Source organism: Auritidibacter sp. NML120636 (assembly GCF_003185945.1).
Taxonomy (GTDB): Bacteria; Actinomycetota; Actinomycetes; order Actinomycetales; family Micrococcaceae; genus Auritidibacter; species Auritidibacter ignavus.
Genome location: NZ_QHLO01000018.1, coordinates 1 through 25838, shown reverse-complemented (window position 1 = coordinate 25838; position 25838 = coordinate 1). Strand labels below are relative to the sequence as shown.

At 58.6% G+C, this 25838-nt stretch carries 25 protein-coding genes and 1 pseudogene; 5 read left to right on the top strand and 21 right to left on the bottom strand.

Annotated elements, in window-relative coordinates:
- Window positions 1-128 precede the first annotated feature (128 nt).
- Window positions 129-1229, top strand: a complete 1101-nt coding sequence (locus tag DCC25_RS11075) for a radical SAM protein (RefSeq protein WP_233242906.1) — start codon at window positions 129-131, stop codon at window positions 1227-1229.
- A 46-nt stretch (window positions 1230-1275) separates the two neighbouring features.
- On the opposite strand, the gene DCC25_RS11070 is transcribed toward DCC25_RS11075, so the two are convergent.
- The gene (locus DCC25_RS11070) at window positions 1276-1749 is read right to left on the bottom strand and encodes a (deoxy)nucleoside triphosphate pyrophosphohydrolase (protein ID WP_233242905.1); all 474 of its coding nucleotides are present in this window, start codon (window positions 1747-1749) and stop codon (window positions 1276-1278) included.
- An 88-nt stretch (window positions 1750-1837) separates the two neighbouring features.
- Here DCC25_RS11070 and DCC25_RS11065 point away from each other — a divergent pair.
- Window positions 1838-2661, top strand: a pseudogene (locus DCC25_RS11065) (LLM class flavin-dependent oxidoreductase); the annotation flags it as partial.
- 114 nt (window positions 2662-2775) lie between these two features.
- Window positions 2776-3051, top strand: coding sequence for a helix-turn-helix domain-containing protein (locus DCC25_RS11955; protein ID WP_158278412.1), 276 nt, complete (start codon window positions 2776-2778; stop codon window positions 3049-3051).
- 69 nt (window positions 3052-3120) lie between these two features.
- Here the strand turns inward: DCC25_RS11955 and DCC25_RS11055 are convergent, their stop codons facing one another.
- The 7 genes from DCC25_RS11055 to DCC25_RS11030 all read right to left on the bottom strand — a co-directional run bounded on the left by DCC25_RS11055 (window position 3121) and on the right by DCC25_RS11030 (window position 7908).
- Complete coding sequence (locus DCC25_RS11055) at window positions 3121-4074, bottom strand: SseB family protein (protein WP_233488083.1); 954 nt, start codon at window positions 4072-4074, stop codon at window positions 3121-3123.
- The gene (gene priA / locus DCC25_RS11050) at window positions 4071-4844 is read right to left on the bottom strand and encodes a bifunctional 1-(5-phosphoribosyl)-5-((5-phosphoribosylamino)methylideneamino)imidazole-4-carboxamide isomerase/phosphoribosylanthranilate isomerase PriA (RefSeq protein ID WP_110099562.1); all 774 of its coding nucleotides are present in this window, start codon (window positions 4842-4844) and stop codon (window positions 4071-4073) included. Before priA ends, DCC25_RS11055 begins: the two co-directional genes overlap by 4 nt.
- 54 nt (window positions 4845-4898) lie before the next feature.
- Window positions 4899-5063, bottom strand: a complete 165-nt coding sequence (locus tag DCC25_RS11480; protein WP_166769923.1) for a hypothetical protein — start codon at window positions 5061-5063, stop codon at window positions 4899-4901.
- Entirely contained in the window at window positions 5063-5725 is a 663-nt protein-coding gene (hisH, locus tag DCC25_RS11045; RefSeq protein ID WP_110099563.1) for an imidazole glycerol phosphate synthase subunit HisH, read from the bottom strand. Before hisH ends, DCC25_RS11480 begins: the two co-directional genes overlap by 1 nt.
- Window positions 5722-6306 (bottom strand): imidazoleglycerol-phosphate dehydratase HisB, encoded by a 585-nt coding sequence (gene hisB / locus DCC25_RS11040; RefSeq protein ID WP_180342530.1) that lies wholly within the window; start codon window positions 6304-6306, stop codon window positions 5722-5724. The genes hisH and hisB overlap by 4 nt, the downstream gene beginning before the upstream one ends.
- A 91-nt stretch (window positions 6307-6397) precedes the next feature.
- Window positions 6398-7528 (bottom strand): histidinol-phosphate transaminase, encoded by a 1131-nt coding sequence (locus tag DCC25_RS11035; RefSeq protein WP_233488082.1) that lies wholly within the window; start codon window positions 7526-7528, stop codon window positions 6398-6400.
- A gap of 26 nt (window positions 7529-7554) precedes the next feature.
- Window positions 7555-7908, bottom strand: coding sequence for a LysM peptidoglycan-binding domain-containing protein (locus tag DCC25_RS11030; RefSeq protein WP_110099565.1), 354 nt, complete (start codon window positions 7906-7908; stop codon window positions 7555-7557).
- 245 nt (window positions 7909-8153) lie between these two features.
- On the opposite strand from DCC25_RS11030, the gene lexA reads away from it, so the two are divergent.
- A complete protein-coding gene (gene lexA / locus DCC25_RS11025; protein WP_233242791.1) occupies window positions 8154-8903 on the top strand; it encodes a transcriptional repressor LexA in 750 nt (249 codons plus the stop codon).
- 117 nt (window positions 8904-9020) lie between these two features.
- Here lexA and DCC25_RS11020 read toward each other — a convergent pair whose 3' ends face one another.
- The 3 genes from DCC25_RS11020 to hflX all read right to left on the bottom strand — a co-directional run bounded on the left by DCC25_RS11020 (window position 9021) and on the right by hflX (window position 14407).
- The gene (locus DCC25_RS11020; protein ID WP_110101721.1) at window positions 9021-10658 is read right to left on the bottom strand and encodes a DASS family sodium-coupled anion symporter; all 1638 of its coding nucleotides are present in this window, start codon (window positions 10656-10658) and stop codon (window positions 9021-9023) included.
- A gap of 121 nt (window positions 10659-10779) precedes the next feature.
- A complete protein-coding gene (locus DCC25_RS11015) occupies window positions 10780-12861 on the bottom strand; it encodes an ATP-dependent DNA helicase (protein WP_110101720.1) in 2082 nt (693 codons plus the stop codon).
- The gene (hflX, locus tag DCC25_RS11010) at window positions 12848-14407 is read right to left on the bottom strand and encodes a GTPase HflX (protein WP_110101731.1); all 1560 of its coding nucleotides are present in this window, start codon (window positions 14405-14407) and stop codon (window positions 12848-12850) included. The genes DCC25_RS11015 and hflX overlap by 14 nt, the downstream gene beginning before the upstream one ends.
- Window positions 14408-14499: 92 nt before the next feature.
- Here hflX and DCC25_RS11005 point away from each other — a divergent pair, with 92 nt between their 5' ends.
- The gene (locus tag DCC25_RS11005) at window positions 14500-15123 is read left to right on the top strand and encodes a class I SAM-dependent methyltransferase (protein ID WP_110099569.1); all 624 of its coding nucleotides are present in this window, start codon (window positions 14500-14502) and stop codon (window positions 15121-15123) included.
- A gap of 2 nt (window positions 15124-15125) precedes the next feature.
- Here the strand turns inward: DCC25_RS11005 and DCC25_RS11000 are convergent, their stop codons facing one another.
- From DCC25_RS11000 to DCC25_RS10955, 10 genes are all read right to left on the bottom strand, one after another.
- Entirely contained in the window at window positions 15126-16025 is a 900-nt protein-coding gene (locus DCC25_RS11000; protein ID WP_110099570.1) for a hypothetical protein, read from the bottom strand.
- Window positions 16026-16030: 5 nt separating this feature from the next.
- Complete coding sequence (gene miaA / locus DCC25_RS10995; RefSeq protein ID WP_110101719.1) at window positions 16031-16981, bottom strand: tRNA (adenosine(37)-N6)-dimethylallyltransferase MiaA; 951 nt, start codon at window positions 16979-16981, stop codon at window positions 16031-16033.
- 14 nt (window positions 16982-16995) lie between these two features.
- Window positions 16996-18513, bottom strand: coding sequence for a tRNA (N6-isopentenyl adenosine(37)-C2)-methylthiotransferase MiaB (miaB, locus tag DCC25_RS10990; RefSeq protein ID WP_110099572.1), 1518 nt, complete (start codon window positions 18511-18513; stop codon window positions 16996-16998).
- 20 nt (window positions 18514-18533) lie between these two features.
- Window positions 18534-19190: a regulatory protein RecX gene (locus DCC25_RS10985; protein ID WP_233242792.1), complete on the bottom strand. Its 657-nt coding sequence runs from the start codon at window positions 19188-19190 to the stop codon at window positions 18534-18536.
- Entirely contained in the window at window positions 19190-20263 is a 1074-nt protein-coding gene (gene recA, locus DCC25_RS10980) for a recombinase RecA (protein WP_110101718.1), read from the bottom strand. The genes DCC25_RS10985 and recA overlap by 1 nt, the downstream gene beginning before the upstream one ends.
- Window positions 20264-20541: 278 nt before the next feature.
- A complete protein-coding gene (locus DCC25_RS10975) occupies window positions 20542-20775 on the bottom strand; it encodes a DUF3046 domain-containing protein (RefSeq protein WP_110099574.1) in 234 nt (77 codons plus the stop codon).
- 111 nt (window positions 20776-20886) lie between these two features.
- Complete coding sequence (locus tag DCC25_RS10970) at window positions 20887-21330, bottom strand: helix-turn-helix domain-containing protein (RefSeq protein ID WP_110101717.1); 444 nt, start codon at window positions 21328-21330, stop codon at window positions 20887-20889.
- Window positions 21331-21560: 230 nt separating this feature from the next.
- A complete protein-coding gene (locus DCC25_RS10965) occupies window positions 21561-22034 on the bottom strand; it encodes a CinA family protein (protein ID WP_110101716.1) in 474 nt (157 codons plus the stop codon).
- The gene (gene pgsA / locus DCC25_RS10960; RefSeq protein ID WP_110101729.1) at window positions 22034-22651 is read right to left on the bottom strand and encodes a CDP-diacylglycerol--glycerol-3-phosphate 3-phosphatidyltransferase; all 618 of its coding nucleotides are present in this window, start codon (window positions 22649-22651) and stop codon (window positions 22034-22036) included. The genes DCC25_RS10965 and pgsA overlap by 1 nt, the downstream gene beginning before the upstream one ends.
- Entirely contained in the window at window positions 22630-25671 is a 3042-nt protein-coding gene (locus DCC25_RS10955; RefSeq protein ID WP_110101715.1) for a DNA translocase FtsK, read from the bottom strand. The genes pgsA and DCC25_RS10955 overlap by 22 nt, the downstream gene beginning before the upstream one ends.
- Window positions 25672-25838 lie beyond the last annotated feature (167 nt).

Here is a 25838-nt window from a genome sequence, read left to right as displayed (position 1 = left end):
CTCGAGTGATCCAGCTAACTCACGCCGACACGAAGCTATCGCCGCCTCTTCCTGCGCGTACACCCCCTATCGTTCATTTGTCCGAAGAGAGTATGCGCTTTCGATCAATTTGTTCTATAATGTTCTATATGCGATGGGAAGCGCAGACCCTCCAGGTCGACCACGAGCAGCTGGATATTGCCGACGGAGATACCCCGTCAGGTGGTGTCCAACACCCGATGGTCGACCTGGAGTTATCCTCCCCAACCCCCGAGTTTGCTCATACCGAATTCCACGAGGTCATCACCAAGTCAGCGCTCAACAAGGTGCCCGAAGCATCCAACATGCCGTTCCGTTGGTCGATCAATCCGTATCGTGGTTGCACTCACGCTTGCGTTTACTGCTACGCTCGGGGCACACACGAGTATCTCGATTTCAACTACGGCGAAGACTTCGACCGACAGATCGTGGTCAAGGTCAATATTGTCGACGCGCTACGTCAAGAACTCAAAAGGGGCAAGTGGGATGGACAGACCGTTGCCCTCGGCACCAATACTGACCCTTACCAGCGCGCAGAGGGCCGATATCAACTCATGCCGGGGCTACTGGCTGAACTTGGCAAAGCCGGCGCTCCGGTTTCCCTCCTGACCAAAGGCACTCTACTCTCCCGAGACATTCCACTCTTGCGATCCTTAGCCCCAGAGATCCCCCTAGATATTGGGGTCTCCCTGGCAATGATTGATCCACAGTTGACCGAGATTTTTGAGCCCGGAACGCCATCTCCGAGCGCACGATTGAAACTGATTGAGAAGCTCTCATCAGCAGGAGCCAATGTCTCAATCATGGCCATGCCGATCATCCCGTGGCTGACCGACTCAATCAACGCCATGGAGCAGCTCTTTAGCTCAGTGGCCTCCGCCGGTGCCACCAGCATCCAAACCACTCCCCTCTTCCTGCGACCAGGCTCTCGCGAGTGGTTCATGTCGTTTATCCAGTCACAGTACCCGCATCTGCTGGCCGGTTTTCAATCCATGTACAGTGGCCGGATTTATGCTCCGGCACGTTATGCCAACAAATTACGAGCCAAGACACGACAACTGGCCCACCAGCACGGGCTCGGTATCGGCGCAGTGCACGAATCGGAAAAGGACCCGGACGTGCACTTTCGCACGCATTTACCAATCCGCCCGGTCAACTCGAGGCCCACAACCACACAGACTCCCGGCACGAATCAACAGGCGCTGTTTTAGAAACGTCGGGGCCGTAGCCAGCGCTCTATCACGATCGAAACAGCACTCATCGGCTGAGCTGCTCGAGGAGCGCGTCGACGATAGGACGGTCCGCGGGAATCCATTCGAACGCGTGCAACGCAGTAGAGTCGAGTTGTTCCCAGACCAATTGATCATGTTCGACCAGCGCCGTGGCCTTACCGGAAATAATCACTGCGGTATAGACCTGCATCCGCATCCCGTTGCCCAACAGCCACCCCTGCGGCTCTGGAGATTCGATGCGATCCAATATTTCAGCCTCAACATCGAGTTCTTCCTGAAGCTCACGGCGTAGTGCCTGTTCGAGATCCTCACCGGCCTCAACCTTGCCACCAGGGAACTCCCAATAGCCGGCCAAGGACTTTGGTGCTTTGCGACGTGCCAGCATCATCTGTCCAGGTTCATGCTTGTCATCGAGGATGGCAGCTCCCACAACAACACGCCGACTGTTGCTGTCGGTGAGCGATGATGAGGCCGAGGACTGATGGGGATGATGGCCCACGGGTAACACTCCGTTACGACTCGATAGGTGATGGTCCGATAGCAACTCTACTTCACGGTCATGGGTACCCTACGAGGGGATCACCCTTCTGGCAGCGACCACAGATCATCTCGTACTTTCCACCGCTACACCCCTGATCACCACGATGGATCCGGTGCGCTTGGCCGAAGATTACGCCTACCTCCAGCACTTAGCTGATGGTCGAGTTGACCTGACGATGGGACGGGGTAATACCGGTCCGGTAGACCCGTGGTTTGGCCGAGACATCCGGCAGGGCATCCCTCTAGCTTTAGAGCACTACCGGTTACTCCACCAGCTGTGGCGAGAAGAGAATGTCGACTGGTCTGGGCGTTTTCGGGCCCCGTTGCACAAGTTCACCTCCACCCCGCGTCCGCTCGACGGGGTTGCCCCATTCGTTTGGCACGGTTCGATTCGTTCCGTCGACATAGCTGAACAGGCCGCCTACTACGGTGACGGATTCTTCCACAACAACATCTTCTGGAATAAAGAACACGTCATCCGAATGGTCGAAATCTAACGGCAACGCTATGCGTACTACGGACATGGCCAGGCCCACCAGGTCTACGTGGTGCTGGGTAGCCAGGCCTTGATGCGGAAGAACTCACAGGATGCTTGGCGTGAGGTCCGTCCTTATTTTGCTAACGCGCCAGTCTATGGCCACGGCCCGTCGATGGAAGAGTTCACCTCTATGACCACTCTCACCGTCGGCTCGCCCCAGCAGGTCATTGAACGTACCCTCAGCTTCCGCGACTGGGTTGGCGACTACCAGCGTCAAATGTTCCTGATGCACCAACGCATGAGTTCTTGGTTGGTCGCCAACATGCCGGCAACGACCCCATCGTTAGTGGTGGACCCGTTTCGCAGGCTACTCCTGATCCTGCCTCTGGCTAGATGCCTCCACCACGTCAACAGCTTTACACCCTCTCATCAGAGCGGGTACCTGCAACGTCCATCTGAGCCTCATCGGCCACGGGGTACCGGTTGAAAGACTTCCACGGTCTAACTGTGTCGGAATACAACGTGTTGTTGGCCTTCGCCGAGGCGCAGGAGCAAAAGCTGACAAGGAGTGAATTAGTTCGTGAAACGGTCGTCTCACCCTCTTGGCTCACCTATTCGGTCACGGTCTTCCACCAGCGGGGGTTGGTCGCCCGGCAACAGTCCCTGCCCACCGACGAGCGGTCTAAGGGAAACCGTGCTGACCGACCAAAGGCGCAATGTGTTCCGGAAGGCCTCAATGATCCATCTCGACACTGTCTGAGAGATGCGTACCGATCTGCTTGATGAGGCTGACCAGCGGTCGCTGTTTCGGAACTTTTCTCGAGTCCAACACCGCCCAGAGGACCTTGACGACTAGTGGTGGTGCCCCATGAGTCGCAGCTCTACACTATCGGCACGTTCTGCCAGCATCGGGTCATCGGCAATCAGCGTTTCGAACGTGGTGAGCATCAGTTTCTGCCCGATAGAGTCCACCGACTGCTCTGCCACGAGCCGGAGTTCAAGTTCCGGGCCTGCCCCGCCACCGGCCACCGGCGTGCCCGAGCGGGTGAGGCTGCCAACACCGGGGCCCGGGAGCATTTCGATTCGTGCTAGCCCCGGTACGAGACCCACAAAATCAGCCAGGTGTTCGCTGAGCTGTTCGTCTAGATAGGACGGCACCCAGTCTCGCTGTTGGGCTAGCGCCCACACGGCCGGACGTCGCACCACAAAGGTCAGGTCTTCTCCTGGGTCCACCACCACCAATTGATCGCCTTCATCCACAGCCGCCAGGCACGCCCGGGGCATCCATACCGCCACCGGTCTCGCCTGCGGATTCCACGAGGTCAGCGCCGGTACCGAGGTGAACACCGGGAGGGCTTGTCTGCCATCTTTGGCCTGCAGGCTCACCAGCGCGACGTCGGCTGCTTTATCCCCGTAGGTGGCGTGGTCGTGCTGAGATACCTCGGTCGCTCTCGGCACCACGGCCGCAAAAACCCTCATCTTAGCTAGGGCTTTAATGGCGTCAACCTCTGTGGCTTCACGGGCCATGAGTTGTTCGGCGATGGTCGTCCACGCCTGATCGGTGGTGCCGTCATCGGTGTCGAAGGCGTGTAGCGGATTCTGGGATCCATCGATCCCAGCGCCGCTGAGGTCCCGGCCGTTCCAAGCGGTTCCTGCCGAATCTGCCGGTCGTCCCTGAGCGTCACGATGTTGATGGGCCAGGTTCCGCTGAATGGCTGCCTGGATGTGGGCGGGCAACTGCCGGGAGGTGGACCGTTGGTGGCGGTCACCGGATCCTGTCACGTTGTCTCGGCCAGCGGTGGTCACGAGGGGGAATTCTCCTGCACCTGGGCCGGGTCGGCCCCGCCTGCGACGGCCAAAGCCTGTTGGAAGGTGAACTGTCCCGAATACAGTGCCTTGCCGATAATGGCACCGTCCACCCCGGAGCCACTCATCTGGTACAGCGTGGCGAGATCATCGAGGGTGGAAATGCCACCGGAGGCGACGACCGGCTTGTGGACCCGCTCGACAATGCTAGCCAACAACTCGGTATTCGGGCCGGTCAGGGTGCCGTCTTTGGTGATGTCGGTGACCACATACCGGTCGCAACCAGCCTGTTCCAGGGTGTCTAATACCTCCCAGAGGTTCCCCCCGGACTGCACCCAGCCTCGGGTGGCTAATTCTTCGCCGCGCACATCGAGTCCCACCGCGATTTTTTCACCGTAACGGGCAATGACCTCAGCGGTCCAGCCGGGGCGTTCCAGGGCAGCGGTGCCGAGGTTGACGCGAGCTGCGCCCATCGTGATGGCTTCGTCGAGGCTGGCGTCGTCACGCAGACCGCCGGAGACTTCGACGTTAATCTGCAACTCGGTCACGATATCACGAATGATCTGCCGGTTATCCCCGGTCCCGAAGGCCGCATCGAGATCCACCAGGTGGATCCATTCGGCACCCGCCTCAGCCCAACGGCGTGCTGCCTGGAGCGGGTTACCATAATCGGTGGCTTGATCGGCCTCGCCTTTGACGAGACGAACGGCTTGGCCGTTCTTAATGTCGACGGCCGGAAACAGGGTCAACGAGGTAGAGCGTTCAGACATGGGTGGTTTTCCTTGTTGTGGGGTGTTGGGCGCGAAGGTGCTGGGTTCGGGCGATCATTCAACAGCGGGAACAGTCAGGAATCCGGCGAGAATAGCCATGATGCCCACCACCACGAAACTGACCGTGACCCAGAGGGGAAATTTCTGCCGATACGATGACCACGATCCGCCCAGCAGAATCCCTCCCAGCGCGATCAACAATGTTGACCATACCGGCATTAAAGCGTTCCAATCCAGTTGTTGAGCAACTGCATTCCTGCATCACCAGATTTCTCCGGGTGAAACTGGGTACCGGATAGTGGGCCGTTCTCAATGGCAGCGATGAAATCACTCCCGTGGTGTGCCCAGGTGACTTGCGGTGGTCGCATGTGTTGGGAGTTCTGGTCGAACTCCCAGCGTCGTACGGCATAGGAATGCACAAAATAGAATCGTTCCCGATGCAGACCAGCGAAAAGCACCGAGTTCTCGGGAGCCCGAATTTCAGACCATCCCATGTGGGGCAACACCTCGGCAGGTAGCTTCTCAACGGTGCCGGGCCACTCCCCCATACCCTCGGTAGTAATTCCATGTTCAACACCGGTTTCGAACAGAATCTGGTGGCCCACACAGATCCCCAACACAGCTCGCCCGCCAGCGATCCGGCGCCCGATCCATCGCATCGCTTCGATGGCGCGCAGGCCGTTGGCGACGGCATCGAAGGATCCCACCCCGGGGACGACAAGGCCATCAGCGTTCAGGACCTGTTCGGCGTCAGCGGTGACCTCGACCTTGGCGCCAAGCCGACGCAAGGCATGAACGGCGGAGTGGATGTTCCCCGAGCCGTAGTCCAGCACGGCGACCGTTTTCTTCTGCACAGTTGTGGCGCGACCCTGCTGGCTCATAGGGCCCCTTTAGTGGAGGGAATCGTGCCCTGCATCCGAGGGTCGGGCTCGACGGCTGTCCGGAGCGCACGGGCGAACGCTTTGAACTGCGCTTCCACAATATGGTGAGGGTCACGGCCTCGAATGAGATCCATATGCAGGCACAGGGCACCGTGGTGGGCAATGGATTCGAAAACGTGGCGAGTCATCGATCCGGTGAAGTGTCCACCAATCAGGTGATATTCCTGCCCTGCTGGCTCACCAGTGTGGACAACGTAGGGCCGTCCTGACAAATCCACTACTGCCCGGGCTAGAGACTCGTCGAGCGGAACCAGGGCATCACCAAAACGACGAATTCCGGATTTATCCCCTAAAGCAGTTTTTAACACCTCGCCCAAGGTAATCGCAACATCCTCGACCACATGGTGGACGTCAATATGTGTATCGCCACTAGCGGTCACAGTCAGATCTATCAACGAATGCTTCGAAACCGCAGTAAGCATGTGGTCATAGAAAGGCACCGACGTGGAAATCTGCGATTGACCGGTACCGTCTAGATCTGCTTCGACATACACGTTGGACTCAGAGGTCGTGCGTGTCATGCTGGCACGACGGCCCGAAAGTAGTTCTGCACCCAAGGGATCGTGGCCTTCCTGGATTTCCCGGTTGGACTAGTGCTTAACACTGCTCACTCTACAGCGGGAGCTCGTCCGTATGGGTGACGATGTCTCTGAGAGCTTTGAGGAATGCCGAGGTTTCTTCTTCCGTCCCCGCAGTGACGCGCAGATGGTGCGCGATCCCGACATCGCGCACCAAGACTCCACGATCAAGCAAGCTCTGCCACACCGCGCGAGCATCTTCGAGCCACCCAAAGAACACAAAATTCGAGTCAGAAGTATGCGGCTTCAGGCCCATCTCGGTCAAGTCCGCCACAATACGATCACGCTGAGTTCGAATGGCTTCCACGTTTTCCAGCAAGGCTTCCCGGTGGGCCAGGGCTGCTAATGCGGTGGCCTGTGTCGTTGCCGAGAGGTGGTACGGCAGACGCACCAGACGCAAAGCATCGGTGATTTCTGGCGCCGCGGCTAAGTAGCCCAGGCGAGCCCCGGCAAGGGCAAAGGCCTTCGACATGGTCCGCGTCACGATCAGCAACGGACGGGACGGAAGCAAACTCAGTGCGGATGCGGTGCCCTCCAGCGCAAATTCCGCGTAGGCCTCGTCAACGACCACCAGGGCATTAATCTCGGACGCCACCTCATACACAGCCTTTACCACGTCAAGACCTAGCGCGGTGCCGGTGGGATTATTAGGCGAACACAACAAGACCAGGTTCGGTCGTGTTTCACGTACTTGTTGGGCAGCTGATTCAGGGCTGAGCGTGAAGTCCTCGGCTCTGACGCCAGAGACGTACGCTGTCTCAGTTCCCAACGCCAACAGAGGATACATCGAATACGTGGGCGGAAAACTTAGCACACTTCGCCCCGGCCCGCCGAAAGCTTGCAGTATTTGCTGAAGAATCTCGTTGGAGCCATTTGCAGCCCACAGATGTTCCCGGCTCAGACCGTGTCCGAGATACTGCGCCAGCTGTTCTCGAAGTTCCGTGAATTCCCGGTCCGGGTAACGATTCAGCGTTGTCGCAGCCTGAAGCGTTGCTTTCCCAATTGCATCCACTACCGCCGGCGGGACAGGGTGAGTGTTTTCGTTGGTGTTCAACGCGTAGGGAACCTCAATTTGAGGGGCTCCGTAGGGAGACTGACCGCGTAGCGCGTCTCGTAAAGGTAAGCGCTGCAGGGCTGTGGGGTCGAAGCTTTTCTGAGAATCCACCCCTCCAGCTTAGCCGGCCCTGAGCCTTACTGATAACGCGGGACAAACAGCTTATCTCCCACCGCGATATCGGAGGTTTCCAAGTCATTGAGTTCCGCAATACGGGTGACCACATCGGCACGGGGCTCTTCCGGAGCAATCTCACCGGCAATAGACCACAGCGTGTCGCCATACCCGACAGTCAGCGTCACCATACCGGCTTGATGGGACTGGTGGCTTGCCTCGGCTGAGGGGTTACCCCAACCAAACAGCACCATCGCGAAGAAACCCACAAGCAGTGTACCAACCACAGCCAGAGGGACAGCGCGGAAGACCAGACGCCCGCGACGAGTCAGCGACATGGCATTCACCGAGGTTGAAGCATGGTTAGCGATAGTCATGATCTTCCCTATCTCATCGTGCAAAATCAGTACGAATCCACGTGTTCTTGCCGACACAATTGCTAGTACATCTTTTCTAACATGCTTGTTCGAACGATGCAATGAATCTCTCGAACACAACTATGAATCTGTTCGGTAATCCGATAGAATTTCAGCAACGGCCACCAGTTATCGGAAAAATCCGTTCGAGGCTCATGGTGCTAGTTCATCAGAGGGCACGGACATTTTTAGAACGGAGGACCTAGATGAGCGAGCAAATGGACTCTGCTGAGTCCACGACCCCAGCGGAGCACGTTCCAAAACTCAGTGGGCGCCAGCGCCAGGTACTGAACTTTTTGCGGGCATCCATCACCGAGAGGGGCTACCCGCCGTCAATGCGAGAGATTGGTACCGGGTGCCATCTACAGTCATTGTCCTCGGTGACTTATCAACTGAAGAAGTTGACCGAGTATGGCTATATCCGACGCGATCCGCACATTCCACGCGGTATCGAAGTCCTCAGAGATGAGTACGGCTATCTGATAACTGACACCGACAATGAGCACGACATGGCTCCAGAAGTTCCGATGAATGCCGCGGAAATGATGGCCCTGCATACTCGCATGAATATGGGACCAGCCGAAGCCGTGGCGGTGCCACTAGTGGGCCGTATTGCTGCCGGTGGGCCGATTCTTGCCGACCAGCAGGTCGAAGACTACATGATGCTTCCGAAACAGCTCACGGGCGAGGGTGAATTGTTCATGCTCAAGGTGCGCGGTGACTCCATGATTGACGCTGCGATTTGTGACGGCGATTGGGTCGTGATCCGCCAACAGAATACCGCCGATAACGGCGAAATTGTCGCTGCCTTGCTCGACGACGAAGCCACTGTCAAGACTTTCCGGCAACGGGATGGTCACACCTGGTTGCTGCCTCAAAACACCAACTATGAACCCATCCTCGGTGATCACGCCACCATTATGGGCAAAGTCGTCTCGGTCTTGCGCTCGGTATAGCCTGTATCAGCCGAACCACCGCTTGACCATCGCAGGTGCGACAGGACCACCAACGGGTTCTGTCGCACCTGCGATGGTTTGTCCTTATTATCGGGGCGGCTGGCTCTAGCGGAAGACCTAAATCAGCCCGATCCACTGCCAATAGGTGGCCGAGAATAGCAGAATCAGCAGGTAGCCCACGATGGTCAACGGGATACCGGCCTTGATGAACTGTTTCGAGGTAAACGCGCCGGTACCGTAGGCCAACATGTTCTGTGGTGCCGAGATGGGCAGGATGAAGCCGAAGCTGATCACGAACTGCTGAATCAGCACAAAACCAAGACCTTCGTTCGGTAGCCCGGGGATCGAACCGGCCAGTGCAATGAAGACCGGGATCAGGGCCGAGGCCAGTGCAGTAGCCGAGGCGAACCCCAGATGAATCAAGATATTGAAGGCTGCTACGAGGGCGATCGTGGCCAACAATGGCATTTCTGCCAGTCCGATATGGGAGAAAATCGCATCCGACAGCCAGGCGGCTGCATTGGTCTGGAGCAACAGGTTCCCCAAGGAAATACCGATAGCAAAGACCACCAGGGTCCCCCAGTTGACCATTTTTTCCAGTGATTTCCAGGAGATCACGCCGACCCGCGGGATCAGCATGATCGCAATACCTAGGATGGTAATCGTCGAGGAGTCGAGGTCGTGAATGACTCCTTCAGTAGCCCATAGCGCCAACATCACCACGGCAATGATGGTCAGTCGAATCTCGCGACCGGTCATCTTGCCCATCTCGTTCAGACCGTCGGCAACGACTTTCTTCCCGCCGGAGAGTTCTTTGGTTTCGGGTTTGATGACCCAGCGCATCACAAAGTACAACGCCACGGACATCAGCACGGACCACGGGGCGGCGTAGGCGAACCATTCCGGCCATGAGATCGTTGCACCGTATTCTCCTTCGATGAATCCAACAGCTACCTGGTTCTGGGCGGCTGCGGTCTTGATGCCGACGTTCCAAATCGAGACCGCATTGGCGGCGGTGATGATCAGCAAAGCACCGAGTTTGGACTGCACCGGCAGTCCAAAGGCCACCACCATGCCGATCAGAATCGGTACGACCGCACCGGCACGAGCGGTCGCGGAGGGGACGAAGAATGCCAAGATGATCGAGATGACGATCGCCCCAACGAGGATGTGGCTGACTTTTTCACCAGCAAACTTCAGGATATAGAACGCCAGGCGTTTGTGTAGCCCGGTTGCTTGCATGGCGGCAGCCAGCGCGAGGGCGGCGGCCACCAGGGCCAAGGCGGAGGTAGAAAAGCCGTGAAGCCCAAAACTTAAGCCACCACCAGTGCCGTAGAGCTCCTCCAGCTCCGCCCCGGTCTCGGGGTCTAACTCTGGTGAGAAACCGATCAGTAAAGCGATCAGTCCGAGAATCATCACGGAGCTGACCGGGTAGGAGACGGCTTCGGTGACCCACATGATCACCGCGAACACCAAGATCGCCAGTGCTCGTTGCCCGGCGATGGAGAGCCCATCGGGAGTCGGCATGAACAACACTACGCCCATAGCCACGAAGGCGAGCACGAACCAGAGGGGTTTCATACTCAAGTGCGCCAGAATCGAGTCATCGTTGCGTGCTTGGAGCGCTTCGTAGAGATTGCTCCGAACGATTCTGGTTTCTTCGCGGGCTACTTCCTCGTCGCGTTGGCGCCGTTGGGATTTTTTGTCGGACTGTTCGACACCGGTATGTCCCGATTGCGGCGTACCAGATGACATGATGTGTCCCCCTTTCTACCCGGTAGTGATGTGATGAGGCCCCACCATCTGCGACTCCGGGATCGGTTCCGGCATGGCACATGGGCAGACCCTTACACACAACATCTCAGGTCTGACCGCTTTATGCCAGATTTGCCAGCCGATTCAGGGCATGTGTGACAAGTTCCTCGTCAACAGTTCGATAAAAATCAGGAAGGGATTTCAGCAGGAAGGAACCATATCGGGCGGTGACGATCCGAGGGTCGAGAATGGCTACCACACCTTTGTCCTGGGTGGAACGAATCAGCCGGCCGACGCCCTGAGCTAAACGTACGGCCGCGTGTGTAGCCGAGACCTTCATGAACCCGTTACCCCCGTGCTGGACGACCCACTGTGTCCTGGCCCGGGTCAGCGGGTCGTTAGGACGTGGGAAGGGGATGCGATCGATAGTGACCAAACGTAATGACCGCCCCGGAACGTCAATGCCCTGCCACAGCGACAGCGTGCCGAAGAGGCTCAGCTGCTCATCGGCAGCAAACTCGGTCACGAGACTGGACAGTGTGGCCTCGCCTTGGCATGAAATAGGGAACTTATCGCCGAGGCGTTGGCGCATTTCCGCAGCGGCGTCTTCGGCGGCCCGTCGGGAGGAGAACAAACACAGTGCGCCACCCTGTGAAGCCCGGAGCAATGATTCGAGACGGTCCGCGGTCCGCTCTGCCAGGCTGAACGACGGAGCGGGCAGATCTTTGGCCGCATACAGAATACCTTGGCTCGGGTAGTTGAACGGACTGCCGACATCCAACGTGGTGTAGGGGGGAGCCCCTGTCCCTGCTAGACCCAGGTCTCCGGCGACTTCGTCGAATCGTCCCCCGATGCTCAGCGTGGCTGAGGTCAGCACGCAAGTCTTCTCTTCTAGGAGGTGATGACGCAGTGTGCCAGCGACTGATAGCGGGGCCACATACAGGGTGGGTGCTACGTGTTCGTCAATCGGGTGCCACCCGGTGCCCGGGGTAAATTGTTGAGGTCTGGTGGCCCAGACCACCCACGGGACAGAATCTTCCTCAGTCGGTTGGTCGAGGATGCGCTCACAGACGTCCAAGATCTCTTGGAGTCGCGCCCGGACGAGATGCGCCTGGGATGCGGTCTCGTCAGCGGATTGTGCCGAACTGGACGCGGTGTTAGAGTCTTTCAGCTCGCTGAGCAGAGTGCGCGTGGCACTCCGGACCGATTCGATGGCCAGTTCTTGAACCTGGTTGAGGCCAGGTGTGAGCAGACCGGACTCGGCGTTGATAAAGGCATCCTCAACGCTGGAGGCCGCAGCTTTCAGGTCGGTGACGCTCAATCCTGCATCCCGCTGAGCGCTGTTCGCCACCGAGGTAATCAGCGATGCCGAGAGTTGCCCGGTCACCGCCGATGTGACCCGGTCGACAAACTCGTGGCCCTCATCGATGATGACGGCTTCTGAGGAGGGAAGCACCTGAATCCCTTCGAAGGCGGCAATGGCCAGCATAGCGTGGTTGGTGACCACAATGTCGGCTTCTTCGGCTTCGTGACGAGCAAGCTCGGAAAAACACTCTTCAACGAACGGGCACGACGAGCCGATGCATTCACGTGCGGTGACAGATACTTGACACCACGCGTCGTCGGAGACACCCGGGGTCAGTTCATCGCGATCACCGGTGTCGGTTGTCTCAGCCCATTCGCGCAGACGCATCACCTCGGTCCCGAGTCGAGAAGACGTCTCCGCCATGGCACCGGCGGCCGCGAATTGGGTCTCATCCACCAAAGGAGGCGTGCTCATTTCGCTGGCCAGCCCCCCGTGCAGACGGTTCTTGCACAGGTAGTTGGCCCGACCTTTCAACAAGGCCACTTTGGGTGTGCTCTCGGTGTGCTTAGCGAGTGCCTCGACGGCCCGAGGGCCATCTTTGGCTACAATCTGGGCCTGCAGAGCCAACGTCGCCGTGGCAATAATCACCGGCCGGTCACTGGTCTGGGCGCGTTGAAGAGCCGGGATCAGATATGCCAGTGATTTCCCGGTGCCGGTACCGGCCTGCACCAGCAGGTGGCGTTGGTTTTCCAGGGCTCGTGAGACGGCCAGAGCCATAGCTTCTTGACCGACCCGCCGCGTACCTCCCAGAGATTCAACGACATGGTGCAGCCAGTCAATGACCTGATGGTCGGCCTGCGTGACGGGCTGGGTATCGAGCCGGTTAGTCGTGGACATAGTCCCGCAAATCCTCCACATCTTCGGGGCGAACCAGCACCCGAAGCGCGGTGCCATCTTCCTGATAGGACTCGTGCAGAATTTCAGTATCGGGCGAATGTAGCCGGGAGACGACTGCGCCATCGGTGTAGGGAACGACCAGATTCAATTCGACGTTGGGACGCGGGATGCGTGCGGCGATGCGGTGTTGCAATTGATCAATCCCTTCGCCGGTGGCAGCTGAGACCACCATGGCGTCGGGATATTTGCGAGTCAACTCTGCTAAAACGAGAGGATCAGCCAGATCTGCTTTGTTGAACACGATCTGCTCGTCCACGCCGGCGACCTCGGTGTCGTTCAGAACCGTGCGGACTGCCTCAATCTGACCAAACGGGTCCGGGTGAGAAGCATCCACCACGTGTAGCATCAGGTCCGCGTCGGCGACTTCTTCCAGCGTCGATCGGAAGGCCTCCACCAGTTGGGTGGGTAATTGCCGGACAAACCCGACGGTGTCTGAGAGGGTGTAGCCGATGCCATCGGGAGTTTCGGCCTGCCGTACGGTGGGGTCTAGGGTTGCAAACAGGGCATTTTCGACCAGAACACCGGCGCGGGTGAGTCGGTTGAGCAAGGAGGATTTACCAGCATTGGTGTAGCCGGCGATGGCCACTGAGGGCACCCGGCGGGCTTGCCGGCGGGCACGCTTGGTGTCCCGGGCAGGTTTCATGGCTTTGATTTCACGCCGTAGTTTAGCCATCCGGTCGCGAATGCGGCGACGGTCCAACTCGATCTTGGTTTCACCGGGACCACGGGAGCCGATCCCTTCACCGGATGCGGCACGACCACCGGCCTGCCGGGACATCGACTCGCCCCAACCGCGAAGACGCGGGAGGAGGTATTCGAGTTGGGCAAGTTCGACCTGGGCTTTACCTTCCTTGGACTTGGCGTGTTGGGCGAAAATATCCAAAATCAGTGCGGTGCGGTCAATGACCTTAACCCCGACGACATCCTCGAGCGCCCGGCGCTGTGACGGGGCCAGCTCGGAGTCGATCACTACGGTATCGGCACCGGTTTCAGCCACGACTGTCGCCAGTTCTTGGGCCTTGCCTTTGCCGAGAAAGGTTGCTGGGTCCTGGGCGTGGCGGCGTTGGATCAGGCCATCAAGCACCGTGGAGCCAGCAGTCTCAGCTAGGGCGGCGAGTTCTCGTAGCGAATACTCCGCCTCAGCCGCGGTTCCCTCGGTCCACAGTCCGGCCAGCACCACTTGCTCGAGCCGAACTTGACGATATTCGACCTCGGTAATATCTTCCAGTTCGGTCGACAGCCCAGTCACACGCCGTAGTGCGCGACGTTCTTCGAGGTCAAATTGATCGCCATCAAAGTCCGTGTGAGTGGTCTCGCCCTGATGCAACGCTTGAGCGGTCCCGCCGTCCCAGCGCGCGTTGTCTGGCTGCGGGTCATGGCTGACTTCTGTCTGTTGATTTTCGTGCGCGAGAATGCGCTCGATCATCCGCTGGGCGGCATCCTTGCCGTGCTGAGCGGTGGTGGTGTTCCGATCGGAATCGGTCATGGTCTCCTTGGGGTTCTCGTCATCAAGCATCCCGGGGATGCGTAATTCTTCTATTCTGTCACATTTAGCCCCTACCGCTACACTGAGAGACCGTGGACTCAGCACATTATTTTTCCGCGACTCCGGCCGGTGACCAGCGTCGACACCGCATCACCGTGCCGTTGGCTGGGGCCGAGCGCGAGGTTTTTTCAGCTGCCGGCGTGTTCTCCCACGACGAATTGGACCGTGGCACGCGCGTTCTACTCGATACGGTGCCCGCTCCCCCGCCGACTGGACGTTTTCTCGATATCGGCAGCGGCTGGGGGCCACTAGCCTTGTCCATGGCGCTGTTGTCCCCCGAGGCCGAGGTTTGTGCAGTGGAGGTCAATGAGCGCGCCCGGGAGTTGACCGTGGAGAATGCCCGAGCATTGGGTCTGGAGCAGATCAGCGTCTGGGCCCCGGACGAGCTGGATCCCGAACCTGGATTTGATCTGATCTGGTCCAATCCTCCGATCCGCGTGGGTAAAGCAGTGTTGCACGAAATTTTGCAACGGTGGTTACCGCGTTTGCGTCCCGGCGGGCACGCGTGGCTGGTGGTGGCCAAGAAGCTCGGCGCGGATTCACTGTTGCCCTGGATTGCAACGATGCTTCAGAACCATGGGCCCGGAGAATTTACCGCACAGCGTCACGCCACGGTCAAGGGATTCCGGATTTTGCACATTCATCGCGCGCAGTAACCCTACAGCACCGCGTCAAAGAGCCAGGTGACCGGGGTGGCTACGTCCAGGCCGTTACTACCTTCGGGGGCTGTTGCGCAGTGCACGGAGTATTCGGTCCCGGCGGCTAGCACTCGCCAAGGCATCTCGTGGGGTAAATGGGCCCACGTTTTCACCGCGGTTGTGGCGGCTGCAGCCGCTGTGGCCCCGGTGTGCATATCTGAGGGTCGTTGCGAGAGTTTCAGTCGCAACTGGCCCTTCCCGTTGGAGACGACCGGGTCGGCCATCAGCACCAGCCCCACCACCGGATCTTCTTGGGTCGGTGGTTCAATGCCGGGCAGTGACTGGGTGGAGGCCGCCTCGAACTCTTCTTCTGATCCCAGGGCCACAATGACGAACCGTCTGTTGTGGGATTGGATGCTTAGCCCCGGTCGCGGATCCGGTAGGCCCGCGCATTTCACCAAGGCGTCAACCGCGTGGGATCTGGCTTGCTCGGGATCAGCGAAACTCCAGTCAGGGGTGCGCACCGACCACCAGCCTGGTTGGGGCGAGTCCAGCTGATATGATCCAGGCCGTGGTCCTTGGTGACAGGTCAGGGTGAGACCTCTCGGAGTGGATTGGCCACCATGAGCGGTGATCACCTCCGCTGCCACGCGCAAGGCCTCGGTGGGATCGTCGAGTTGCTGTCCATCGGCGGCATAACCGATGACCTCCCAGTGATCATCACGATCTGCAAGACCCACCACTCCGGCTGCTCCGATCCCCTTGGTGCGGTGGGTGAGCACACGGATGGTATCGGGGTCCATGGGGGCCAGCTCGGGCCCGATCGTGACTAACCAATCCAGGGATCCGCTCATGAGTTTCTGGAAACGCGTGGCCTTCAGGCCCAAAAGCTCTCCCAGTGACGCCGGGGAGGTGTTCATGATGATCAGGTCCTTTGCTGTGCGACGGCAATGAGTTTGTGGGCCTGCTGTAGCCGGTCCGGGGCGTCGGCGTTGATCCAGTGCACGCGTGGGTCGGCCGAAAACCACGTTTCTTGTCGTTTGGCGAATTGTCGGGTGGCAATCACGATTTTCTCGACAGCCTCGTCGAGAGGCAACCGTCCTTCCAACACCTCCAAAAGCTGGCGGTAGCCGATAGCTCGGGATGCTGTGGGTGAGTCGGTGATACCCTGTGCTACCAGCCGTTGGACTTCTTCCAGCCATCCTTGTTCAAGCATGGCGTGGACCCGGTCACGAATCCGTTGGTGCAACCGGACCCGGTTCAGCCTTAATCCAATCTGAACCACCGGCGGGATCCCCGCGGCATAGCGACGTTGGGGCATGTAGGAGCTAAAGGGTCTGCCGGTGAGCTCATGGACTTCCAGGGCGCGAATAATGCGCCGGTCATCGTCTAGTCGCGCGGCGGAGTCCGGGTCCACCGACCGCAGGCGTTCGGTCATCACCTGGATTCCGACCACCTCAGCTTCTTGGGTCAACCGTGCTCTGAGGTCAGGGTCTGTCGGCGGAAATTCCAAGTCGTCCAGCGCTGCTCGCACATACAGCCCGGATCCACCGACCAAGATGGGCATGGCGGAGCCGTCGGGCTGTTCCGCCCGGATCGTCTCGATGGCTCGTCGCGCCCCGATCTGGAATTCGGCCACGGAGGCTTCTGCATGAAGCGGGAGGATATCGATCAGGTGATGCACAATGCCACGACGTGATGCCTCTGGAACCTTAGCCGTCCCGATATCCATGCCGGGGTAAAACTGCATCGAATCGGCATTGATAATCTCCGCCCCTGGCCCGGGACCCTCAGAGTATTCGACAGCAAGGTCTAAGGCCAGGTCCGATTTTCCAGTGGCCGTCGGACCGACAATCGCAACAACCGGTTCTGGCATAGCTACAGTGACCTTTAGCCACCCACGCGAATGGTTGGCATCCCCAGGTTTACTCCGGAACCTGTGGAGGAGCCACCGGCATTAGCGCCACAGCTATCGGCCTGCGCCAGATCCCATGCATCCCCGGCACGAGACCGCCGTAACTGGTAGTCCTCAGGCTGGGGGTCAGCAATCAGGAAGTAGGGGTGAGTTTCAGTGATTGGCACAGTCACAAAGTCACCGGGACGTGGCGGGGTTGCCCCAGCCGGAACCGAGAAGTGAATCAGACGATTATCTGGAGCCCGCCCGCTGAGACGACCGGTCGTGGCGCCTTTGGAACCGGTGTCATTGGTGACCAAGACTTCTTGTGTGGTGCCTAGCAATGTGGCGGATTCTTCGGCAGAAATTTGATCTTGCAATGCCACGAGACGTTCGAACCGTTCTTGGACCACATCGGCAGGAATTTGATCTGGCATCTCACCGGCAGGCGTTCCGGGCCGGATGGAGTACTGAAAAGTAAAGGCCGAGGAAAACCGTGAGGATCTCACAACATCTAAGGTGTCCTGGAAATCTTGTTCGGTCTCGCCGGGGAAGCCAACAATGATGTCAGTGGTGATCGCCGCGTGAGGAATTCGCGTGCGTACCTTGTCCAAAATGCCCAGAAACTTCTTCGTGCGGTAGGACCGTCGCATCGATTTCAGGATCCGGTCGGAACCGGATTGCAGTGGCATGTGCAACTGTGGCATCACGTTCGGGGTTTCAGCCATGGCATCGATGACATCATCGGTGAACGATGCCGGATGCGGGCTCGTAAAGCGCACTCGTTCCAGCCCATCAATTTCTCCGCAGGCGCGCAAGAGTTTTGCGAATGCTCCCCGATCCCGGAACTCTACACCGTAGGTGTTGACGTTCTGGCCCAGCAGGGTCACCTCAACGGCACCGGCGTCGACAAGGGCCTGAACTTCAGCCAGAATATCACCGGGTCGGCGGTCTTTTTCTTTGCCTCGAAGCTGGGGAACAATGCAGAAGGTGCAGGTGTTGTTGCATCCCACCGAAATGGAAACCCAACCTGAATAGGTGGAGTCGCGTTTGGTGGGCAAGGTGGAGGGGAAGACTTCCAAGGACTCAAGTAACTCGACCTCGGCTTCTTGGTTATGACGCGACCGCTCCAGTAGTGTCGGCAACGAGCCGATGTTATGGGTACCGAACACCACATCGACCCAGGGAGCTTTCTCCACAATTGTGTTCTGATCCTTTTGGGCAAGACAACCACCGACGGCAATCTGCATGCCGGGGTGCGCTTCTTTGACGGCGCGGAGGTTCCCAAGGTTTCCGTAGAGTTTATTATCGGCGTTTTCCCGCACCGCGCACGTGTTGAATACCACCAGGTCAGCTTGTTCGTCCCTGCTGGCGGGAACGTAGCCGTGGTCTTCCAGAAGCCCGGAGATACGTTCAGAATCGTGAACGTTCATTTGGCATCCGAAAGTCCGCACTTCGTACGAGCGCGTGGTCGAATCAGCCTGATCGGCGATGAGCTGGGAAGTCAGAGTCACAGTAATACTCGCTCATGAGGCTAGGAGTCAGTTTCTTTCTCCTCTAGCACCCGTTTAACAATGCTAAAGGCCATGGAGGGTGCATAGCCTTTGCGACCGAGCATCCCCACCATGCGTCGAACTAGTTTATCGCGTTCGCGACGGTCCTCAGCAATTGTTGTCCCGGGGACAGACTTGCGCGCCAGTTTACGCTCTACGAGCTCAACGCCACGTTGGTATTGCTGGTCATCGTCGATGAGTTCGAGTGCCTGTTCAGCTGTTTCCCCGACAATGCCTTTGTCGTGTAGCTCACGTGCCAGGGCTGTTTTGGCCAATCCCTTTGAACGTTGCCGTGATTCGACCCAGGACCGGGCGAAGGCAGCATCGTCGATGAGTTGAACTTCTTCAAACCGGTCCAAAACCTTTTCGGCAACGTCAGCGGGGATCTCCTGGGACGCGAGCTTATCTGCCAGTTGTTTCCTGGTTTTCGGAGTCGCCGACAGGGTGCGCAAGAGGATCTGACGGGCTCGTTGTGCCTGGTCCTCGCCAACGGGCACCCAGGGAGCTACACCGTCGGTAGCCGAGTATTGTGACGGATCGTCGTGCATCCCGCGCCGAGGTTCATCGCTCGACTCGAGTTGTTCGATCTGCTCCCTTAAGCGCGCGAGGACCTCGGGACGGTCGTGAGGTTGACTCATCAGGCTCCAGTATCTTCGACCACACTCAGACCGGAGTCTTCAATCTCCTCGTCCTCGGCAATGATGCCCATGGCCTTCTTGATCCGTTCTTCGAGTTCATTGGCCAAATCTGGGTTGTCCTTGAGGAATCGGCGCGCATTTTCCTTGCCTTGGCCCAGCTGGTCACCCTCGTAGGTAAACCATGCTCCGGATTTGCGAATGATGTTTTCTTGGACGCCCAGGTCCAGAATGTCTCCTTCGCGGGAGATACCTTGGCCGTAGAGAATGTCGAATTCCGCTTGTTTAAACGGCGGAGCCATCTTATTCTTCACGATTTTCGCCCGAGTACGGTTGCCGACCGGATTACCAGCTTCTTTCAACGTCTCGATGCGACGTACATCCACGCGCACGGAAGCGTAGAATTTCAGTGCCTTACCGCCGGTGGTGGTTTCCGGACTGCCAAAGAACACCCCAACTTTTTCGCGTAGCTGGTTGATGAAGATTGCTGTGGTTTTTGACTGAGCGAGGCGACCGGTGATCTTGCGCAGGGCCTGCGACATCAAGCGAGCCTGCAGGCCCACATGAGAGTCTCCCATTTCGCCTTCGATTTCTGCTCGAGGCACCAATGCCGCCACCGAGTCGACAACGACGATATCGAGTGCGCCGGATCCGACGAGCATGTCCATGATTTCCAGCGCTTGTTCACCGGTGTCGGGCTGAGACACCAGCAACGAATCAGTGTCAACGCCGAGTTTGGCAGCGTACTCAGGATCGAGTGCGTGCTCCGCGTCGATGAATGCAGCCACGCCACCGTTACGTTGCGCATTGGCCACAGCGTGTAATGCCACAGTGGTTTTACCGGAAGACTCTGGACCGTAGACCTCGACAACACGACCCCGCGGGAAACCACCAATACCAAGAGCAACGTCGAGAGCGACAGAACCGGTTTTTACGACTTCAATAGGAGCCCGGGCTTCGTCGCCCAGGCGCATAATGGAGCCCTTTCCGTAATTTTTGTCGATCTGTGCCAGGGCCGCTTCGAGCGCCTTGTCTCGATCTGTTCCTTTATTGCCTTTGCTGGAGGTTGCTGCCATGGTTGTACTCCTTGTCACGAGGGAAGGTAGACCGCAACGTTGAACCGCTTAGCACGGTCCCGATGCACCCAAAAGTCTAGGGATCCGTCACGGACGCGATAAGCCTCAAGGACAGCGTGTGGAAAACTATCGCACCGACGAATACTCCCTTGTTCTAGCTCCACTGTACGGGAATTAGAACACTATTTCGAACATTGGCAGGCGTGTTGTACAAAGTGGGCTGTTTGTCCGCGATTTTATAGAACGTCTGAACCACTCGCGGTGCCAGTGACTCGTCACTAGATGACGTCGGGATTGTCTTTCGTCGGGATGTCTCGGCCCAGTCGACGAGATTCAGGGATCTGATGTAAGTCGCAGAGGTCGTGCCAAACGCGTTTTGGCTCCACACCTCGATCCAGGGCCTGCTGGGCAGTGACATGAAGACTAGGGAGTATGAGGGAATCTACGATGACGCGTGCGGTGGTGTCACCGAATTCTTCGGTGGCTAAACGCCAGAACTCTGAGACTCTCACCAGCTGTGACTCTCCTTGACAACATCGCAGCCACCGACTCGTGGAGAGAATCGGCGGCTGCTCCTTTAATTTACTAATTTACGGTGTATCCAGGCAACCCTGGAGTGTGTATTAGTGGGTTCCAGCCATGTAACCGCGAGGTCCCGTAGCCGACTGGTTCGGCTGCGCGACTCCCCGCTGGAAGCGGTGGGTCATTTCTTCTGGAACGGTATCGGGTACGTGTCCCACTTCGGCCACGGCGATACGATCGGCAACTTCCCGCAACATACCGGAGAACGGGACGTCGAGGGCTTCACAGATTGCGGCGAGCAATTCACTGGAGGCCTCCTTTTGTCCGCGTTCCACTTCGGACAAATAGCCAAGTGAGACTCGTGCATCGTGGGAGACTTCGCGGAGAGTGCGTCCTTGCCGCTGACGAATATCGCGGAGCACCTCTCCGATTTCCTCACGAAGAACCGGTACTGCGTACTCGGTAGCGTCTTGTTCTTCTCGGCCTGGATCGCCTGCGTTAACCCAACGGGTAATTCCGTTGACTACGACTGGTTCTTTCATCATCTGTGGCGTTTCTCCTCTGCCGCTTAGGAATTCTGCTAGTTCTGAGGACAACAAGGACTAGCGACCTGTGTTCTATTATGAACAACTCATGATGCGTGGATTTTGTTCCCGATCGCTCGGAACGATTTCTCCCGCATCCTCTGGCGCCGTGATGTAGTCTACGGGAGCAACCTGAAGTAAAGCTGGGAAGAGTTGAGTCTAGATCACTCAACTGTTCGCCCGCTCACCGCTTAGTCAACGACTGCGCAGAGCTCTTTGATGGCGGCCTCGACGGTTTGGTGCCGGATCTGTGCTCGATCTCCTTGCAGATGCAGTTCAACGTGTTGGGAAACGTGATCGGCAATGCACAGGCCGATGTATACGGTGCCGACGTCTTTGCCCTGGTGCGGCTCCGGGCCAGCTACTCCGGTCGTGGATATACCAATGTCGCTGTCGCAGACTCTCTGGGCGCCCCGAGCCATCTGTTCTGCGGTAACCGGGTCCACGGCTCCCCGGGTACTGAGTAGGTGGGCGTCAACCCCGAGCACGCGCTGTTTAATCTTATTCTGGTAGCAGACCACTCCCCCGTTGAGTATCGCTGAGGCGCCGGGAATGTCAGCGATACGGGCAGCAAGCAAACCGGCAGTCAGAGACTCTGCAGTAGCCACCGTTAGGCCACGGTCAGTCAGGGTGTGAACCAGCGCGTGCAGGGGTGTTTGGTGCATTAGGAGCTCGCCTGATCTTTTTCGGGGGTCGTACCACGTAGCTGAATGGCTTTGATCACGTAGTCGATGCCGGTGATCACGGTGATGGCCATGGCGATCAGGACGAGACCCCAGCCAAGGTAGAGCCACCACAGTCCGACCAGATCAACCAGCGGGGCCAACAGGACGATGAGGCCCGCGGTTTGGAACACGGTCTTGATTTTGCCACCGCGTGAGGCGGGCATGACTTGGACTCGGACTAGGGCCAGACGCATCAGCGTGATGCCCCACTCCCGCACCAGGATAACGATGGTAACCCACCACCACAGCTCCCCGAGCGCGGACAAGACGATAAAAGCCACTCCGGTCAGAAGCTTGTCTGCGATCGGGTCGGCGATCTTGCCGAAGTCGGTGACGATCCCGCGGGCTCGAGCGATATCGCCGTCGAGTTTATCGGTGTACATCGCCACGGCAAAGACCACCAAGGCCAACCAGCGGTACACTCCCGATTCGACACCATACGCTCCGCCGGCGATCAGGAACCACATCAACAGTGGCACCAGCACGATGCGAACCATGGTGAGGATATTCGGCAGGTTCCAGACCTGCTTGGTGTTTAACGCCCCGTCAGTTGCCATGCGTCCTCATTCGTTGTGTCAGCCTCACCCAGATCGTCGTAGTCCGCATAGTCGGTATGCACGGGCGAATCATAGGCGGTGCTGGTTGTCCTCGAGTCAGTATCGAGGGCTGAGTCCGTCTCGGCGTGTTCCGTGGTCTCAGTCTGGGCCGAAGGCGGGGTCTCGCCCTTGATGGTGGCGATCACATCGGCCAGATCATCGGGTTTGACCAGCACATCACGGGCCTTGGATCCTTCCGAGGGCCCGACCACCCCGCGGGACTCCATCAAGTCCATCAGCCGCCCGGCCCGAGCGAAGCCCACCCGGAGCTTACGTTGCAACATGGAGGTGGATCCGAACTGGGAGGTGACGACCAGCTCGACGGCTTGCAGCAGGTCTTCCAGATCGTCTCCAATATCCTCGTCGATCTGTTTCTGCGGCTTGTCCGGGATGACATCGTCTCGGTATTGGGCGGTCATTTGCGACTTGACGTGGTCCACCACGGCGTGAATTTCGGATTCGTTGACCCAGGCGCCCTGGACACGCATCGGTTTGGACTTGCCCATCGGCAAGAACAACGCGTCACCTTGGCCGAGCAGTTTCTCTGCGCCGGGCTGGTCGAGCACCACTCGGGAGTCGGTGACCGAGGAGGTCGCAAACGCCAACCGGGAGGGGATATTGGCTTTGATCAGACCGGTGACCACGTCCACCGAGGGCCGCTGGGTGGCCAGCACCAGGTGAATACCGGCAGCACGAGCCAACTGGGTGATGCGCACAATCGCGTCTTCGACATCGCGCGGGGCGACCATCATCAAATCAGCAAGCTCGTCAACGATCACCAACAGGTAAGGGTAGGGCTTGAGCTTGCGCTTCGAATCCGGTGGCAGGGTCACTTTTCCGGCGCGCACAGCGTTATTGAAGTCGTCGATGTGCTTGTACCCGAAGGCGGCTAGGTCGTCGTAGCGGGTGTCCATTTCTTGCACGACCCACTGCAGAGCTTCGGCGGCTTTCTTCGGGGAGGTAATAATCGGTGTCACCAGGTGGGGTACGCCCTCGTAGGCGGTCAGCTCCACACGCTTGGGGTCGACCATGATCATCCGGACCTCGTCCGGGGTCGAATGCATCAGGATTGAGGTGATCATCGAGTTAACGAAGGAGGACTTACCGGCGCCGGTGGCACCGGCAACAAGCATATGGGGCATCTTGGCCAGGTTGGCCATCACGAACCCACCTTCAACGTCCTTGCCCACGCCCATGACCATCGGGTGATCGGATTTGCGCGCTGCATTAGAGCGCAACACATCCCCCAGGGCGACAACTTCTTTGTCCCGGTTAGGAATTTCCACACCGATCGCCGATTTGCCCGGGATCGGGCTGAGCATGCGTACCTCGGGCGAGGCCACCGCGTAGGCGATATTTTTCTCCAGACCGGTGACTTTCTCGACCTTGGTCCCCGGTGCCACTTCAATCTCGTAGCGGGTCACCGTCGGGCCACGAGAGAAGCCGGTGACCTCGGCGTCGACTTTGAACTGTTCGAAGGTCGAGTTCAGTGCTGCCACGATGTGGTCGTTTGCTTCGGTGCGATCTTTGGCCGGAGGTCCGGGTGGTAGCAACTCGAGCGAGGGCAACGTGTAGGTGACATCGCCGTCCAGGTGGAGTTGTTCTGACCGGGCTGGAAGTGGTGGCAGTTGCGGTGCTTGAGAGACCTTCGTTGAGGGCACCGAGTGTTGGGGCGGCTGGTCGCTGTCATCCGCGACGAGTCCTGCTGCTCGACGGGCTTGCTGCAACTTCTGTTCATCGGCGGTAGGGCGTTTCACCCCGGCCGGAATCGTCGTGTCGATCGGCTGGGTGGCGTCCTGGTCCACCGCCTGATCGGCTGAGGGGTCATCGTCCAGTGCCTCGGTGTCGCCGGTTTCGTCAGGCTCGGTGGATGCCTCGTCGAAGAGATCACCGAAGTCGATCACTTCGGTGGCTTGGTCTTTCGTGCGCTTTGCGGACTTCTTCGACTCGCGGCCGGCCCCATCCGATCCGAGAGATTCCGTCGTATCGGGATGATTCGGGTGATCGTCGAGCACCGCAGTGGCGTAGGCCTGCTGACCGGCGGACTGACGATCGAGGTGGTCCGCGTCGTTATCGGTGAGCTCCCCGTCGTCAGCCCGGTTGTTGCGGGACCGTCGCCAGAAGCGCAACAGCCCACCTGAGGCCCGGCGTGGCTTCTTCGGCTCGCCGGGCTGCCCGACAGCGTCGTGTTGGTACAGGTAAGACTGATCGTGTCCAGATTCGCGACGATAGTCCTGTGGTTCCTCGCTGTGTTCAGACGGGTCCTGTCCGGTCAGCCACTGATACATGCCCACGATGCGGGCGGGAATCTTCCCGACTGGGGTGGCGGTCAACACCAGCAGGCCAAAGACCAACAGCACGATCATCAGCACCCACACGGGGACCGGGGTGATCAGTGAGACCAGTGGGTCGGTAACAATAAAGCCCAGTACTCCTCCGGAACTGAGCATTTCCTGAAGCGAGCCGGCAACCGGCGGGTTGGAAAACGCCAACTGTGCGATACCGGCACCGCAGATCATCATGATCACCAGTCCGATCGAGATCCGTCCGTTGGCCCGGTCAGCTTCCGGGTACCGGAAGAGTCGCACGGCGAGGATGACCAGGGCCACTGGGAGAAACAAAGCCATCCATCCGAAGGTTCCGGCGGCCACGCCATGGACGATGTGACCGTACCCGGGCACATCGCGTAAGCCCCACCATTCCACCGAGGCAATGATCGTGGCCACGAGTACTAAGAAGAAGCCGGTGCCGTCGCGACGATCTTGGGGCGGGATGTGGCGGTCGGGCCCGATTTTGCGCACACCGGCGCCGATTGGGGTGGCAAACATCATCCAGAACCCGCGTAGCACCCGGACAACCCACGGACTGGTCGGGTCGGTGGTTTCGTACGCTAAATGCACGGTCTCATCGGCACCTGCGTTCTTCTTCGACGAAGAGCTGGAGGTCTTCGACGACCGTGCTGGGGAAGTTTCAGTCGCCATAAGGCCTTATTCTACCGCGCTCTAGCGACTGAGACAGGATGCGACGTACCTTATTGATATTGAGCGCGTAGCTCAGGTCGTGCCTCACGTATCGTGAGCGCGAAGCCATAGTGTGAACGCATGGATAAGGACATTGTCTCGATGAGTGCTCGGATTGAAGTCACCAA